Consider the following 15,428-nt stretch of genomic DNA (forward strand, 5'->3'; position numbering starts at 1 on the left):
CCAGCCTCATGGCACGCCGCCAAACCACGCCCCCGGCAGGGGAATCCCCGGACTTCATCGAGAACATCGTCGACATCGACGTCACTTCCGAAATGGAAGGCTCGTTCCTGGAGTACGCCTATTCGGTCATCTACTCCCGGGCCCTGCCCGACGCCCGCGACGGCCTCAAACCCGTGCAGCGGCGCATCCTGTACATGATGAGCGAGATGGGCCTGCGCCCGGACCGCGGACACGTCAAGAGCGCCCGCGTGGTAGGCGAAGTGATGGGCAAGCTGCACCCGCACGGCGACACCGCGATCTACGACGCCATGGTCCGGATGGCGCAGGACTTCTCCCTGCGGCTGCCCCTGATCGACGGCCACGGCAACTTCGGCTCGCTCGACGACGGCCCGGCCGCCCCGCGCTACACCGAGGCCCGGCTGGCGGCGGCGGCGCTGACCATGACGGACCACCTCGACGAAGACGTGGTGGACTTCGTCCCGAACTACGACAACCAGCTCACCCAGCCCGACGTGCTCCCGGCCGCCTTCCCGAACCTTCTGGTCAACGGCGCCACCGGCATCGCCGTCGGCATGGCCACCAACATGGCCCCGCACAACCTGGGTGAAGTGGTGGCGGCGGCGCGGCACCTGATCGCGCATCCGGACGCCTCGCTCGAGGACATCATGAAGTTCGTCCCGGGCCCCGACCTGCCCACCGGCGGCCGGATCGTAGGCCTGGACGGCATCCGCGACGCCTACGCCACCGGCCGCGGCTCCTTCAAGACCCGGGCCAAGGTCGACGTCGAACAGCTCTCGGCGCGCCGCACCGGCCTCGTGGTCACGGAGCTGCCGTACATGGTGGGCCCGGAGAAGGTGATCGAGAAGATCAAGGACGCGGTCAACGGCAAGAAGCTGACCGGCATCAGCGACATCGTGGACCTCACCGACCGCAAGCACGGGCTGCGGCTCGTGATCGAGCTGAAGAACGGCTTCAACCCGAACGCGGTGCTCCAGCAGCTTTACCGCTTCACGCCGATGGAGGATTCCTTCGGCATCAACAACGTCACGCTCGTCGACGGCCAGCCGCAGACCCTGGGCCTGCTGGAGCTGCTCTCCGTCTACGTGAACCACCGCATCAACGTGGTCCGCCGACGCACCTCCTTCCGCTTGGGCAAGAAGAAGGACCGCCTGCACCTGGTCGAGGGCATGCTCATCGCGATCGTGGACATCGACGAGGTCATCCAGATCATCCGCTCCTCGGACGAGGCCGCCGCGGCCCGCACCCGGCTGATGTCCATCTACGATCTCTCCGAGATCCAGGCCAACTACATCCTGGAGCTGCGGCTCCGTCAGCTGACCAAGTACTCCCGGATCGAGCTGGAGAAGGAACAGGAGGAGCTGCGCCGCGAGATCGCGGAACTCCAGGCCATTCTGGACTCCCCCGAGCTGCTGCGCGGGCTGGTTTCCGACGAGCTCGGCGAACTCGCCGACAAGTACGGCACGCCGCGACGGACCGTGCTGCTCGAATCCGAGGCCGTCTCCCCCACGGTGGCCGCCGCCCTCGCCGCCGCACCCGGCGCCAAGGGCAAGGCCGCGCCGCTGGCCCTGGAGATCGCGGACGACCCCTGCTGGGCCATCCTCACGGCCTCCGGCCAGATCGCCCGCACGGCCAACCAGGACAGCCTCGCCGAGTCGGGCCCGCGGGCCAAGCACGACGTGTTCCGCTCCGTGGTCAAAACCTCCGCTCGCGGCGAGATTGCCGCGGTCACGTCGCAGGGCCGGATGCTGCGCCTCCAGGTGATGGACATGCCGGTGCTGCCGCCCACCTCGGGCACCCCCAACATGGCCGGCGGCGTCCCCGCCAAGGACTTCATCACGCTGCTCAAGGGCGAAACCCTCGTGGCCTTCGCGCCGCTGGATCAGGTCCTTGCGATCGGAACCGCGCAGGGCGTGGTCAAACGCGTCCAGCCGGACTACCCGTTGAACCGCGAGGACTGGGAAGTGATCGCGCTCAAGGACAAGGACACCGTGGTGGGCGTCGAGCCCGCCGCCGCCGACGACGTCGAGCTGGTCTTCGTGACGCGCCAGGCCCAGCTGTTGCACTTCAGCGCCTCCGCGGTCCGGCCGCAGGGCCGCACCGCCGGCGGTATGGCCGGGATCAAGCTGGCTGCCGGTGACCGGGTGCTGCACTTCGGCACGGCGCGCCCAGACGACGACGCCGCCGTGGTGGTCACCATCGCCGGCACCGAGGGCGCGCTACCGGGCACCGCCCCCGGTGCGGCCAAGGTGACGGCGCTGGCAGAGTACCCGGCCAAGGGCCGCGGCACGGCCGGTGTCCGCGCGCACCGCTTCCTCAAGGGCGAGGACACCCTGCTCCTCGCCTGGGCCGGTCACGGCCCGGCGAAGGCATCCTCGCTGGCCGGGGTGGCCCGCTCGCTTCCGGGCGAGCACGGCCGCCGCGACGGCTCCGGCATTCCGCTGTCCCAGGCCATCGACGCGATCGGACCGAGCATGGCCTGGGCCCGGGAAGAAGCGGCGCCGGAGGCCTAGGCGGGCCGTCAGACCGGGCATCCGGTGCCGTGCGGGCCGGCGCAAGCTTCCAGGTCCCCCCATTCGCCACGAATGGCCGCTAACTTGCCCGGCTTAGCGTCCATTTCTGGCAAACGGCCGGGCGCAATCAGTTGCGAACCCGCATTGTGGCGGAGCCAGACAGCCGAAAACCTCGCCGCCTTCGATGGTCAGCCCGTCGAGCCGGACCAGCGCTTCCGCGCACATGCGGTAAGTCTCCGGGCGCACGCCGGGGTGGGCCAGAAGTCTTCGGGCCAGCGGACTCCGGGCCGCCGCCAGGAGCGGCCGCCCGGGGTCATCTGGCGGGTCCTACATCCCCGAGTTGATGTTTAGAATGTTGCCTTCGCTGTCCAGGAACCACGCAGCGGTGCTGCCGTCCGGCAGCGTGGCGATGCCGTCTTCGGTCTTCAGGCCCGGGAAGTCGTAGTCCTCGAAGACGACCCCCGCCGCGCGGAGCTCGGCGACGGTGGCCGGCACATCGGGGACCATCCATCCCATCTGGGTATTCTTGGCCGAACCGGCGTTTTGCGTCTGGTACACCAGGAATCTGCTGCCGGCGCCGCACGTGTACATCAGGTTGTCCTCGGCATCCGGGTTATCCGGTTCGAGTCCGAGTTTGTCGCGGTAGAAACCCCGCGCACGGGCGAGGTCCGCGGCCGGCAGGACGGCGCCGACCGGGTGGTCTTTGAGCATGGCTATGTTCCTTTCCAGGCCCTTCCCCCGGAACGCATCCTACTCCTTCGCCTAGACTGCAGACATGCCTATCGTGCCCGATCAAAAAGACTGGACCTGGGTGCTGTCACGGCCGTGCCCCGAGTGCGGTTTCGACATCTCCGCCTGCACCCCCGCCACGGCGCCGGGACGGGTCGCCAGCATGCTGCCGCGCTGGCGCGCCGTGCTGCGGCGCCCGGACGCCGCAGTGCGCCCGGATGAGGTCACCTGGTCTCCGTTGGAGTACGCCTGCCACGTCCGGGACGTCTTTACCCTTTTCGACCACCGCCTCGACCTGATGCTGACCCAGGACGACGCCCGCTTCGAGGACTGGGACCAGGACCGGACCGCGGTGGAGCAGGACTACGCGGGAGCCGACCCCGCCGAGGTGAGCGCCGAGCTGACGGCCGAAGGCGAGCAAATCGCCGCGTCCTTCGGCCGCGTCCCGGAGCAGGACTGGGGCCGCAAGGGCACCCGCAGCAACGGCTCGGAATTCACGGTGCTGAGCTTCGCGCAGTATTTCCTGCACGACGTCGTGCACCACCTCCACGATGTGGATGGATAGCGTGTGGATGGCTGACGTGCCGGGGACTGTCTAGAGTTCCTTGTCCCAGGCCATGCTGCGGTTGACCGTGCGGTATCCCATCTTGGTGTAGAGCGCCAGGGCTCCCGTGGGGTTCTCCGAGTCGACATCGAGCGAGGCCTTGTCCATTCCCGCCGCGGCAAAGCGGCGCATGGCGTCGGCCAGCAGCGCCTGGGCGACGCCCCGGCCGCGGAACTCGCGGCGCACTCCGAGCAGGTCGGTGTAGCCCTCCTTGAAGCCGCGGTCCGCCGCGCCCTCGGCATCGTGGCTGGCGAGCTGGTAGCCGGCCACCCTCCCGCTGGAAGTCTCCACGACGACGGCGCTGAGGTCCGGCCGGGCCTGCGGATCGTTCACCACGAATCCCCAGGCTTCCTCGTCGCGGGGCTCGCTGCCCCAGTGGTCCCGGAAGGCCTCGTTGTGGGCCAGCCGCACGGCCTCATGCAGGCCGGGCCCGAAGTCCACGAGTTCCAGCCCGTCGTCGAGCTCCGGCTCCGGGAAGTCCGCATCCAGCGGCCGGTGCATCTCGTTGTAGTAGCGGACAATTCGGTAGCCGCGGCCCTCGAAGAGTGATGCCTGATGGATGTGCTGTTGTTCCATGTAGAGGCGCAGCCTCGGAGCGGCGGCGCCGGCATCCTCGGCGAACCGCTGCAGCGTTCGGGACTCCAGCCAGCCCAGGAGCCCGGTTCCGATCCCTTTGCCCTGCCACTCGGGGTCCACGCAGCCGAAGCCGACGGCCTTGTCTCCGGCCGGGTTTTTCGTCAGCCTGGCATAGGCCCGCGCAACTCCCCGGCTGTCGAAGCCGAGAATGCTGTTCGCGGGCACGGGGTTTGTCCGGGATTCCAGGATCTGCGCCAGGTCGTCGCGCCGCTCAAACCAGACGGGCCGCTCGACGGCCGCAGTACGGGCAATCAGGGCGGCCCAGTCGTCCAGCTCCGCGGCGCCGGCCGGCCGCCACGAAAGTCGGGGATCCAGGCTGGTCTGCGGGTCGGTGCGTCCGGTCATGGCTACAGGCTAACGGCGGCCCTACCCCCGCGCCAGCAGCCGCTCCGGCTGTGTCGACCCTGCCCGGTCCAGGTCCAGGTTCTGGTCCCGGTCCCGGTCCAGGTCCAGCCGGTTGTCCTCCGGGCTGATGTCCTCCGGGTTGTGCGTCACCAGGACGACCGTGCGGCCGGCCAGCCCGCGGCGCAGCTCGGCCAGCATTTCGCGGCCGGCTTCCGCGTCCAGGTGGGCCGTGGGTTCGTCGAGCAGGATCACATCGGCTCCGGTCAGCAGTGTGCGGGCCACCGCCAGGCGTTGGCGCTCCCCGCCGCTGAGGAACGCCCCGCCGGGCCCGATGGGCGCGTCCAGGCCCCGGTCGAGCCGCTGCAGCAGCGGTTCCAGGCCGACGGCGGACAGCGCAGCGGAAAGTTGCAGGTCGAGCCCGGTGGCCGCGCCTGTTGCTCCGTCCGTGGGACGATCGCCCTCGGGCAGCCCCAGCATCAGGTTGCCGCGGATGGTCGAGTCGAAGAGGTGCGCCTCCTGCGGGCACCAGGCCGCGCGTCCGGTCAGGAAGAGCTGGCCGTCCGCGGCCGGGAGGAAGCCGAGCATGACGGCCAGCAGGGTGGACTTTCCGGAACCGGAGGCGCCGGTCACGGCGAGCCAGCGGCCCGGTTCGGCGCTGGCGGTCAGCCCGGTGAAGACCTCCGTGCCGCCCGGCCACGCCGCCACCAGGTGGTCGAGTTCCACGCCGGGACGTCCGCCGGGCCGCGCCGGTACCGGCACTGGTCCGCCGGATCCTTCGGGCAGCTCCGCAGCCAGGACACCGGAGCCGCCGATGCGCCGCAGCACCGAGCGCAGCGCCGGATACTGCCGCACCGCCGTCGTGATCGCCGAATACGGTTCCACGAGGGCCAGCTGCAGCAGCACGACGACGGCAACGGTCGCCGGCTCGGCGGCGCCGCTGAGGGCAAGCGGGGCGGCCAGCACCGCGCTGGCCAGCGCGGCGGCCCCGCAGGCCAGCACCGTCAGCGCCTGCCCGAGCCCCTCGGCCAGGGCCGAACGCTGCGACGCGGCAGTCGCCTCCCGGTCGGCACGGTGGATATCGGCAAGGACCGGGGCGCCCACACCGTTGGCATGGAGTTCGGCGCGGGCATCCAGCGCCGCGGCAACCCGCCGCAGCACCCCGGACCGCAGCTGCTGCTCGGTTCCGGCGGACATCCGGTCCGCGAGCAGTGCCAAGGCCGGCGAGGCCGCGAGACTGACGACGGCGGCGGCAACCACGGCCGGGAGCGCTGCCGGGAGCAGCAGCCCGACGCCCGTGACCGCGGCCGCGCCCACGGCCACGGCGGTCAGCGGCGGCAGCACGACGCGCGGCAGCAGCTCGCGGACGGTGTCGACGTCGTCCACCACGGCCCCCAGGACGTTGCCGCCCTGCAGAAGTCGCCGCAGCGACAGCGCCCGCCGGCTCAGAGACTCCCACAGCCGGCCGCGGAGCCGCGTCAGCGCCCTGAAGATCGCGTCGTGCAGGAGCAGCCGTTCGGTGTACCGCAGGGCGGCTCGGCCGACGCCGAAGAAGCGCACCCCCACGATTGCGGTGAGCAGGTACAGGATGGGCGGCTGCTCGCTGGCGCGGATGATGAGCCAGCCGGAGAGCCCGGACAGGGCGACGGCGAACAGCGCGGCCAGGACCCCGACCGCGCCGGCGGCGGCAAACTTCCCGGCCACCGGCGCAAGCAGCCGGCGCAGCTGGGCGGCAGCAGTTCCAAAGCGCGCAGCTCCGGCGGCCGACGTTGCGGCCTCGGCAGGAGTGCCGGCGTCGCCGGGATTGCCGGCGTCGAAGGCGGCCGCGTCGGCTAATGCCGGCGGGAGGTCTTGCCCGTCCGGGGCGCGGTCTCGGCTGGCCAAGGGCGGCGCCACGGCCGCGGCGACGGTCCCGGTGCCGCCGGCAGGTCCCCCAACGCCCACCAGCCGGTCCGCGAGTTCGCGGGTCTGCCGGTCGTGGGCGACCAGCAGCACCGTGGCCTTCCCGCGCAGTCCGGAAATGGTGCGGCTGACCGCATCGGCGGACGCCCGGTCCAGGTGCGCGGTGGGCTCGTCCAGCAGCAGCACCGTGGCGCCGGCCGCGATCCGGGCCAGCCCGCGGGCCACGGCCACCCGGCGCAACTCCCCCGGGCTGAGCTCGGCGGGATGCTTCGCGGCGAGGTGTTCCGCGGCGCAGGCGGCGAGGCAGCGCCTGGCTTCGGCAATGTCCTCGGTGCTGGGCTGCGCCGGGGACCGGTCCGGGCCGGCACCGAGGTATAGCAGGACCTCCGCAAGGACTGTGGGTTCCACCATCACGGGGTGCTGCGGCACCCAGGCGAGGTCCGCCGTCGCGAACCCCTCCAGCCGTCCGGTGACCTCAGTCCCGGTGCCGGAGCCGATGGTGCCGGCCAGGACGCCCAGGACGGTGCTCTTTCCGGCGCCGCTGCGGCCGTCCAGGGCCGTGATCCCGCCGGGGGCGGCGGTGAAGCTCAGCGGTCCGACGGCGGCCTCCGCGCGGCCGGCGTAGCGCACGGTCAGCCCGCGGACCGTGACGGCCGGCGGAACGGGAGCGACTCCGTCCCGGCGGACCGCGGCGGGGACGAGCGGTGCGGCCTGGACGGCGTCGAGGACCTCCGTGGTGTCGGCGAGCGCGGCGCGTCCTTCGTCGCTGGCGTGGTGGGCGGTGCCGAGTTCGCGCAGCGGAAGGTAGCAGTCGGGGGCCAGGATCAGGGCCAGCAGCCCTGCCTCGAGCGCCATGTCCCCGTGCACCAGCCGGACACCGATGAAAACGGCCACCACGGCCACGGAGATCGTGGCGATGAGCTCCAGCGCCAAGGCGGAGAGGAAGGCGGTGCGCAAGGTCCCCATGGTCTTGGAGCGGTAGTCCTCCGAGATGTCCTCGAGGGCCTTGCGCTGGGCGGCCGCGCGGCCCAGGCCCACCAGCACGGGCAGGCCCTTGGCGAGCTCCAGTATGTGCCCGGAGAGCCGGGACAGGGCCGACTGGGCTTCCCGCACCCGGTCCTCGGTGTAGCGGCCGATCAGGACCATGAACAGCGGCACGAGCGGAACGGTCAGGACGATCACCACGGCGCTGATCCAGTCCGCGAAGAGGATCCTGGCCCCAAGCAGCAGCGGGATGGCGGCGCAGTTCACCAGTGCGGGCAGGAACTGGGTGTAGTAGTTATCCAGGGCGTCCAGTCCGCGCGTCGCCAGGACCGCGAGTCCGCCGTCGGCCGGCCCGGCGCTGCGGATGCCGGTATGCAGAGCCCGGTCCAGGAGCTCTGAGCGCAGCTCCTCTTTGACCCCCAGTGCGGCGCGGCGGGCTGCCACCGCCTGCGCCCACACGGTGAGCGAGCGCAGCACTACCCCGGCCATTCCCCAGCCGAGCTGCTCGGCCCAGGCGGGGTTGTGCGCCATCAGGCCGGCCAGCATGCCGGCGACCGCCTGCCCCATCAGCACGAGGGACAGGGCCTTGAGGGCAGCCAGCAGCCCCAGCAGGTAGAGCGCGGAGTGGGTGGCGGGGCCTGCGGGGAACTGCGGTCTCATCGGCGGCTAGTCCTTCGGCGCCAGGGCCTTGGCGGCAATCGCGGGCAGGAAACTGTGCGCTTCCGGGATGTGGGCGGCGCTCACCCGGCGCCGGAACACCCAGTAGGTCCAGGCCTGGTAGGCGAGGACGAGCGGCAGCCCGATGCAGGCCACGATGGTCATCAGGCCCAGGGTGTAGTCCGAGGACGAGGCGTTGGCGACCGTCAGGCTGAAGTCCGGGTTGAGGGTCGAGGGCAGCACCACCGGGAAGGCCGCGCCGAAAATCGAGGCGCTGCCGAGCAGCAGGAAGACGCCCAGCGACAGGAAGGCCCGGCCTTCGGCGCCGCCACGGGCGAAGTTCCAGGCCAGGGCGGCCGCCACGACGGCGGCGACGACGGCGGCGACGGTCCAGGCCTTGCCGCTCTGCAGCTGCAGCACGATCGCCCAGCCGGCAATCGGCAGGAGCAGCGCCGGCAGCAGCCGGACGAACCACTGCCGTGCGCGGTGCCGGACGTCGCCGTCGGTCTTCAACGCCAGGAACGCCAGCGCGTGCAGCAGGGAGAAGCCGACTACGGCGAGTCCGCCCAGCACGGCGTAAGCGCTGAACCAGGCGAACGGGCCGCCCTCGCGGTCACCGTTGGCGTTCAGCGGCAGTCCCGTGGTGGTCAGCGCCAGAGCCGCGCCGACCCCGAAGGCGGCGACCAGGGAGCCCAGCGCGATCGCCCAGTCCCAGCGGGCACGCCACTGCGGGGTGTCCACCTTGCCGCGGTATTCGAAGGCCACGGCGCGGAAGATCAGCGCTACCAGGACCAGCAGCAGCGGCAGGTAAAGGGCGGAGAAGAGGGAGGCGTACCAGAGCGGAAAGGCCGCGAAGGTGGCGCCGCCGGCGGTGAGCAGCCACACCTCGTTGCCGTCCCAGACCGGGCCGATGGTGTTGAGCAGCACCCGGCGTTCGGTGTTGTTCCGGGCGAAGCCCTTCATGAGCATGCCGACTCCGAGGTCGAAGCCCTCCAGGAATAGATAGCCCGTCCACAGCAGCGCGATGGCAATGAACCAGATGGTGGGTAGCAGTTCCATGCTGAATTTCCTCTGCTTCTTGTTCGGGGGGGCGTTAGTAGGCGAAGGCCAGGACGTCGTCGGCCCCGGGTTTGCCGGGCGTGCCGCCGGGCGGGGTCTGGTCCTCGTTTTCGTCCGCCGGGGCGTGGGCCAGCTCGGGCATCGCGGAGACCACACCGCCGCGGATGTACTTCACCAATAGCTTCACCTCCACCACCAGCAGCACCGCGTACACGGCCGTCAGCACCACCAGGGAGGTCAGCAGCTCGCCGGCGGAGACGCCCGGGGACACCGCCGCGGCGGTGAACATAAATACCTGGTCGATCCCGCTGGGATCCGGGTTGGGGGCAACCACGAAGGGCTGGCGGCCCATTTCGGTGAAGATCCAGCCGGCGGCGTTGGCGCCGAAGGGGGCCAGGATGCCGAAGACGGCGAGCCGCATCAGGCCGCGGGAGGCCGGGACGGTGCCCTTGCGGGTGATCCAGAGTGCCACGAGGGCTGCGAGGGCTGCGACGCCGCCGAAGCCGATCATCATCCGGAACCCCCAGTAGGTGACTTCCATGACCGGGACGTACTGGATTTCCTGGCCGGCGCGGTCACCGTAGATCGGGTTGTCCGGCAGGTGTGTGCCGTAGTCGGCCTTGTACTGCTCCAGCAGGCTGTTGACGCCCTTCACCTCGGTGGTGAAGTCGCCCTTGGCCAGGAAGGACAGGATGCCGGGGACCTCGATCACGGCGACGACGTCGTCGCAGTTCTTGGAGCCGACGTTGCCGACGCTCAGGATGGAGAAGCCGGTGCCGTCGTGGCAGGCCGCCTCGGCAGCGGCCATCTTCATGGGCTGCTGCTCAAACATGAGCTTGCCCTGCAGGTCGCCCGTGATGGCGGTGCCCGCGAAGGAGATCATCGCGACGACGGCGCCGATCCGCAGCGAGCGGATCCAGACGGCGTGGTCCGCGCGGTCCCGGCCCGGGATCTCCGACTCCCCGGGGATCACCTTGCCGTCGGCTCCCACGGTGTCGATGCCGTCGTGGCGGCGGCGCCACAGGTGGTACCACGCGATGCCGAGGAGGAAGGCCCCGGCGACGGCGAGGGCGCCGAAAAGGGTGTGCGGCACGGCCACGAGCGCCGTGTTGTTGGTGAAGACGGCCCAGGCGTCGGTCATTACCGGACGCCCGTCAATCATCTCGACGCCCACCGGGTGCTGCATCCAGCTGTTGGCCACAATGATGAAGTAGGCGGAGAAGACCGAACCGATGACGGCGATCCAGAGGCAGGCCAGGTGGACGCCGCGCTTGAGCTGCTTCCAGCCGAAGATCCAGAGGCCCAGGAAAGTGGATTCCACGAAGAAGGCCAGCAGCGCCTCCATGGCGAGCGGCGCCCCGAAGACGTCCCCGACGAAGCGGCTGTACTCGCTCCACGCCATGCCGAACTGGAACTCCTGCACGATGCCGGTGGCCACGCCCATGATGAAGTTGATCAGGAAGAGCTTGCCCCAGAATTTGGTCATCCGGAGGTACTCGGGCCGGCCGGTGCGGTACCAGAGGGTCTGGATCACCGCCACCACCAGCCCCAGGCCGATCGTGAGCGGCACCATCATGAAGTGGTAGACGGTGGTGATGCCGAATTGCCAGCGTGCGATTTCCAAGGCGTCCAAGGCAGTCCCTTTGGCTAGGTTCCCGAGAGATTTCTACGTCGTGTAGAACTGATACTTCTACAGAGTGTAGAACAAGTTCGCACCCTCCCGCACCCCAGCGTGGCACGGCGTGCCCTGCCCCGCAATGGATCGGCGCGGGCAGCCGGCGCCGGGCCGCCCGGCCCGGCGCCGCAGGCGACACGCCGCGGCGGCCCTGTTCTACCTCATGTAGAAACTGGGCGGAAAACGCGGTAAATTTAAAGCTGAAGTATCCGGCAAACCACCCGGGCGGGACCACTGCCCAAGGCGGCACTTAAGAAGGACGTACGGAATGGCAAGTCTCGGCGAACTGGAACGGGCAGTGATGGACCTGCTCTGGGCAGGCCAGGAGGCTGCGACCGCGAACACCCTGCGGGACCTGCTCGCGCAGAGCACGCAGGCGGCGGGCGGCTCTGCCGGTCACGAGGGCAAGGACCTGGCCGTCACCACCGTGTTGACCGTCCTGTCCCGGCTTGAGCGCAAGGGCCTGGTGGAGCGGGAACGCGGCACCCGCCCGCACCGTTACCAGGCCGTCTCCAGCCGCGCGGACCACACCGCGGAACTGATGCACGAGGTGCTCGGCTCCGCCCCCGACCGGGAGGCCGTGCTGGCCCGCTTCATTGGTTCCGTGTCCGCGACCGAAGCTGAAACGCTGCGCAAACTGCTGGACCACAGCTAACACCGGTGTTCTGGACCTCATACTTTCTGGCGGTCCTGGCGATAGTTCTGGCGTGGCCGGTACCTATCCTGCTTTCGCGTGCCCAATGGCCGGCCCGCTCCCCTTTTACGGCCATGCTGCTCTGGCAGGCAATCGCCCTCGCCGGCGGCCTGTCGATGATCGGGGCCATGCTTGTCTACGGCCTGGAGCCGGTCGGGGACAACCTGCTGGCCGGCCTCCGCTCGCTGGCCGGCATGGTCCTGCGCAACGAGCCGACCACGGCGCTGGGCTTCTGGCATATCTTCGCCCTCTCGGCAGCGGCCCTGTTGAGCGCCCACCTGGTCTTCACCCTGCTGCTCACCTATTACAAGATCCAGCGCCAGCGGCGGCGGCACCGCGAGCTGCTCGCGCTGCTCGCCTCCCCCTCGGCCGACGGCGCCCGGACCATGGTGATCAGCCATGACTCCCCCGTGGCCTACTGCCTGCCGGGCGGCGCCCGCTCCGTCACGGTGCTCTCCGATGGACTGATGGCGGCACTGGAGCCGGACGAATTGCGTGCGGTCCTGATCCACGAGAACGCCCACCTGAGCCAACGACACCATCTGCTGCTGTGGGCGTTCGCGGCCTGGCGGCAGGCGCTGCCCTGGCTGCCGACCACCCGGCTCGCGCAGGAGGCCGTCAACTCGCTGATCGAGATGCTCGCCGACGACGTTGCCCTGAAGACCGAAAGCAAGGCCACCCTGATCAAGGCGATCGCGATCGTGGCGAGCGGTTCCGCCGGCCCTGGCGCTGCGACGGCGGTGCCGGCGGCCCGGATGGCGTTCGGCGACGCCGGCACCGAGGCCGACGCCGGCCAGCCCGGAGCCACCGGAGGTGCCGGTTCGGCGGTGACCACGGCCTCGCGGGTCAGCCGGCTGCTCTCCCCGCAGCCGCCGCTGCCGGAGGTCCTTCGCTACGCCGTGCTGGGCGCCTGCCTGCTGCTGCTGGCGGTGCCCACGGCGCTGCTGATCGTGCCGGGCTTGCTCGGCTGAACCGGATTCCCTGCCGGCGCGGGGTTGCCCGGCGCGCGGGACGGGTTGCGCCCGCTCAGGCGTCGATGCGTTCGCGGTCCAGGCTCGCCGCCCCGGCGATGATGAAGTCCTTGCGCGGCGCCACGTCGGAGCCCATCAGCAGGTCGAAGGTCTCCTCGGCCTGCTTCGCGTTTTCGATCCCGACCTTGCGCAGGGTGCGGTGCCGCGGGTCCATCGTGGTCTCCGCGAGCTGCTCGGCGTCCATTTCGCCCAGGCCCTTGTAGCGCTGGATCGGTTCCTTGTAGCGCTTGCCTTCCTTGGCCAGGCGGGCGAGCAGCACGTGCAGCTCCGCCTCCGAGTACGTGTAGATCATCTCGTTGGCCTTCTGGCCGGCGTTGATGACTTCCACCCGGTGCAGCGGCGGGACAGCGGCGAAGACGCGGCCTTCATCGATCATCGGGCGCATATAGCGGAAGAACAGCGTCAGCAGCAGGGTCCGGATGTGGGCGCCGTCGACGTCGGCATCGGTCATCAGGATGACCTTGCCGTAACGCGCGGCGCCGATATCGAAGCTGCGGCCGGAACCGGCGCCGACGACCTGGATCAGGGCGGCGCATTCGGCGTTGGAGAGCATGTCCCCCACCGAGGCCTTCTGCACGTTCAGGATCTTGCCGCGGATCGGCAGCAGCGCCTGGAAGTCCGAGGAACGCGCCAACTTGGCGGTGCCAAGGGCGGAGTCACCTTCGACGATGAACAGTTCGGAGCGTCCGACGTCGTCCGTCCGGCAGTCCGCCAGCTTGGTGGGCATCGAGGAGGTCTCCAGCGCGTTCTTGCGCCGCTGCGTCTCCTTGTGGACGCGGGCAGAGATGCGCGACTTCATCTCGCTGACGACCTTTTCCAGCAGCAGCGCTGACTGGGCCTTGTCGTTGCGGTTGGACGAGGTGAGCTTGGCGTTGATCTCCTGCTCCACCACCTTGGCCACGATGGCGCGGACCGCCGAGGTGCCGAGGATCTCCTTGGTCTGGCCCTCGAACTGAGGCTCGGCGAGGCGGACCGTCAGCACGGCCGTGAGCCCGGCGAAGATGTCGTCCTTTTCGATCTTGTCGTTGCCAGCCTTGAGCTTGCGGGCATTGCTTTCCACGGCCTTGCGGAACGTCTTGAGCAGGGCCTGTTCGAAGCCGGACTGGTGCGTTCCGCCCTTGGGGGTGGAGATGATGTTCACGAAGCTGCGCACGGTGCTGTCGTAGCCGATGCCCCAGCGCAGGGCGACGTCAACCTCACAGTCGCGCTCCACTTCGGCGAGCTGGCTGTGGCCGCGCTCGTCCAAGACGGGGACTGTTTCCTTGAACTTGCCGGCGCCGTGCAGGCGCCAGACGTCGGTGACGGCCGGATCGGCGGCGAGGAACTCGACGAACTCGGAGAGGCCGCCGTCGTGGTGGAAGATCTCCTCGTGCGGACCGAACTCCCCGGGGGTGCCGGCGACCTTGCGTTCGTCCCGGACGGTGAGCTTCAGCCCGGGCACCAGGAAGGACGTTTGCCGGGCGCGGGCGGCGAGCTCGTCGTAGGAGAACTTCGCGTCCGGGGTGAAGATCTGGCGGTCGGCCCAGTAGCGGATCCGGGTGCCGGTGACACCGCGTTTGGCCTTGCCAACGACGTCGAGCACGGAGCCATCGACGAAGGGCTCGAACACGGCGGCCGGATCCGGCTTGGTGCCCGGGTCCTTGAACCGGCCCGGCTCGCCGCGGCGGAAGGACATCTTGTAGGTCTTGCCGCCGCGGTCCACTTCGACGTCCAGGCGGGAGGACAGGGCGTTCACGACCGAGGCGCCGACGCCGTGCAGGCCGCCTGAGGCCGTGTAGGAACCGCCGCCGAACTTGCCGCCGGCGTGCAGCTTGGTGAAGACCACCTCGACGCCGGTGAGCCCGGTCTTGGGCTCGACGTCGATCGGGATGCCGCGGCCGTCGTCATGGATCTCCACCGAATTGTCGGCGTGCAGGATGATCTTGATGTCGTGGCCGAAGCCGGCGAGGGCTTCGTCGACGGAGTTGTCGATGATCTCCCAGAGGCAGTGCATGAGACCGCGGGAGTCCGTGGAGCCGATGTACATACCCGGGCGCTTGCGGACGGCCTCGAGGCCTTCCAGCACGGACAGATGCCGGGCGGTGTAGTCAGAACTTGGTGCCACGGGTCGGAAACTCCTTCAGGGATGGAACGCAGAGACGCTCTTCCTAGGTTAGTCGGCCCGGCGCCGGACTCCGGGTTGCCACTCCCCGAAGAGACAACACGGCCGTCAAGATCCTGCCGCTGTTACTGAGCCGTGATACGCGGACAGCGAAAGTGCCCCATCCTTGCCATGGAACGGCAGCGAATGCTGGTTATATAGATGTATCGATCTACCAAGGAGGCCGAACATGACAACAGCAGTAGCGGACCGCACACTCACCACCGTTGACCGGTGTGACCGTTGCGGAGCTCAGGCATACGTCCGGGTTGTTCTCGGCGCCTCCGGCGGTGAACTGCTCTTCTGCGGTCACCACGCCCGTGCCGTGGAAGCGAACCTTCGTCCGCTCAGCTCCGACTGGCACGACGAGACGGGCCGCCTCCACGAGAAGGCACCGGTTCCGGTCGACTAGACGTCCCACAGTGATCCCGATTGGGATCCACC

Annotated in this window: 11 protein-coding genes; 5 read left to right on the top strand and 6 right to left on the bottom strand. The window is 69.7% G+C overall.

The annotated features are described in order from the left end of the window. Window positions 1–8: 8 nt before the first annotated feature. Window positions 9–2,531, top strand: coding sequence for a DNA gyrase/topoisomerase IV subunit A (locus tag AC1DBD_RS14715; RefSeq protein ID WP_476982382.1), 2,523 nt, complete (start codon window positions 9–11; stop codon window positions 2,529–2,531). A gap of 327 nt (window positions 2,532–2,858) precedes the next feature. On the opposite strand, the gene AC1DBD_RS14720 is transcribed toward AC1DBD_RS14715, so the two are convergent. Further along, window positions 2,859–3,242: a VOC family protein gene (locus tag AC1DBD_RS14720; RefSeq protein ID WP_441418836.1), complete on the bottom strand. Its 384-nt coding sequence runs from the start codon at window positions 3,240–3,242 to the stop codon at window positions 2,859–2,861. 64 nt (window positions 3,243–3,306) lie between these two features. Here AC1DBD_RS14720 and AC1DBD_RS14725 point away from each other — a divergent pair, with 64 nt between their 5' ends. Beyond that, window positions 3,307–3,825, top strand: coding sequence for a DinB family protein (locus tag AC1DBD_RS14725; protein WP_476982383.1), 519 nt, complete (start codon window positions 3,307–3,309; stop codon window positions 3,823–3,825). Window positions 3,826–3,855: 30 nt separating this feature from the next. On the opposite strand, the gene AC1DBD_RS14730 is transcribed toward AC1DBD_RS14725, so the two are convergent. From AC1DBD_RS14730 to AC1DBD_RS14745, 4 genes are read right to left on the bottom strand one after another with little or no spacing between them, the layout of a single operon-like run. Further along, entirely contained in the window at window positions 3,856–4,845 is a 990-nt protein-coding gene (locus tag AC1DBD_RS14730) for a GNAT family N-acetyltransferase (protein WP_476982384.1), read from the bottom strand. Window positions 4,846–4,866: 21 nt separating this feature from the next. Then, entirely contained in the window at window positions 4,867–8,388 is a 3,522-nt protein-coding gene (cydD, locus tag AC1DBD_RS14735; protein WP_476982385.1) for a thiol reductant ABC exporter subunit CydD, read from the bottom strand. 6 nt (window positions 8,389–8,394) lie between these two features. Next, on the bottom strand, window positions 8,395–9,444 hold the full coding sequence (gene cydB / locus AC1DBD_RS14740; RefSeq protein WP_476982386.1) for a cytochrome d ubiquinol oxidase subunit II: 1,050 nt from the start codon (window positions 9,442–9,444) through the stop codon (window positions 8,395–8,397). Window positions 9,445–9,478: 34 nt separating this feature from the next. Beyond that, window positions 9,479–11,077 carry a cytochrome ubiquinol oxidase subunit I gene (locus AC1DBD_RS14745; protein ID WP_476917425.1) on the bottom strand — a complete coding sequence of 533 codons (1,599 nt, stop codon included), beginning with the start codon at window positions 11,075–11,077 and terminating at the stop codon, window positions 9,479–9,481. Between the two features lie 310 nt (window positions 11,078–11,387). Between AC1DBD_RS14745 and AC1DBD_RS14750 the strand changes: the two genes are divergently transcribed. Together AC1DBD_RS14750 and AC1DBD_RS14755 are read left to right on the top strand one after the other, a co-directional pair. Then, the gene (locus AC1DBD_RS14750) at window positions 11,388–11,774 is read left to right on the top strand and encodes a BlaI/MecI/CopY family transcriptional regulator (protein ID WP_441418842.1); all 387 of its coding nucleotides are present in this window, start codon (window positions 11,388–11,390) and stop codon (window positions 11,772–11,774) included. A gap of 5 nt (window positions 11,775–11,779) precedes the next feature. After that, window positions 11,780–12,784: a M56 family metallopeptidase gene (locus AC1DBD_RS14755; protein WP_476909520.1), complete on the top strand. Its 1,005-nt coding sequence runs from the start codon at window positions 11,780–11,782 to the stop codon at window positions 12,782–12,784. 55 nt (window positions 12,785–12,839) lie between these two features. On the opposite strand, the gene AC1DBD_RS14760 is transcribed toward AC1DBD_RS14755, so the two are convergent. After that, window positions 12,840–14,948, bottom strand: a complete 2,109-nt coding sequence (locus tag AC1DBD_RS14760; RefSeq protein WP_476917427.1) for a DNA gyrase/topoisomerase IV subunit B — start codon at window positions 14,946–14,948, stop codon at window positions 12,840–12,842. Window positions 14,949–15,174: 226 nt separating this feature from the next. On the opposite strand from AC1DBD_RS14760, the gene AC1DBD_RS14765 reads away from it, so the two are divergent. Next, the gene (locus tag AC1DBD_RS14765; RefSeq protein ID WP_441418845.1) at window positions 15,175–15,396 is read left to right on the top strand and encodes a DUF7455 domain-containing protein; all 222 of its coding nucleotides are present in this window, start codon (window positions 15,175–15,177) and stop codon (window positions 15,394–15,396) included. Window positions 15,397–15,428 lie beyond the last annotated feature (32 nt).

It is taken from the genome of Arthrobacter sp. 10T419, from assembly GCF_056394105.1.

What these genes read in the sequence shown, in the direction of transcription:
- AC1DBD_RS14715 (WP_476982382.1), top strand. Translation starts at nt 9, where the DNA reads ATGGCACGCCGCCAAACCACGCCCCCGGCAGGGGAATCCCCGGACTTC.
- AC1DBD_RS14720 (WP_441418836.1), bottom strand. Translation starts at nt 3,242, where the DNA reads ATGCTCAAAGACCACCCGGTCGGCGCCGTCCTGCCGGCCGCGGACCTC.
- AC1DBD_RS14725 (WP_476982383.1), top strand. Translation starts at nt 3,307, where the DNA reads ATGCCTATCGTGCCCGATCAAAAAGACTGGACCTGGGTGCTGTCACGG.
- AC1DBD_RS14730 (WP_476982384.1), bottom strand. Translation starts at nt 4,845, where the DNA reads ATGACCGGACGCACCGACCCGCAGACCAGCCTGGATCCCCGACTTTCG.
- cydD (WP_476982385.1), bottom strand. Translation starts at nt 8,388, where the DNA reads ATGAGACCGCAGTTCCCCGCAGGCCCCGCCACCCACTCCGCGCTCTAC.
- cydB (WP_476982386.1), bottom strand. Translation starts at nt 9,444, where the DNA reads ATGGAACTGCTACCCACCATCTGGTTCATTGCCATCGCGCTGCTGTGG.
- AC1DBD_RS14750 (WP_441418842.1), top strand. Translation starts at nt 11,388, where the DNA reads ATGGCAAGTCTCGGCGAACTGGAACGGGCAGTGATGGACCTGCTCTGG.
- AC1DBD_RS14765 (WP_441418845.1), top strand. Translation starts at nt 15,175, where the DNA reads ATGACAACAGCAGTAGCGGACCGCACACTCACCACCGTTGACCGGTGT.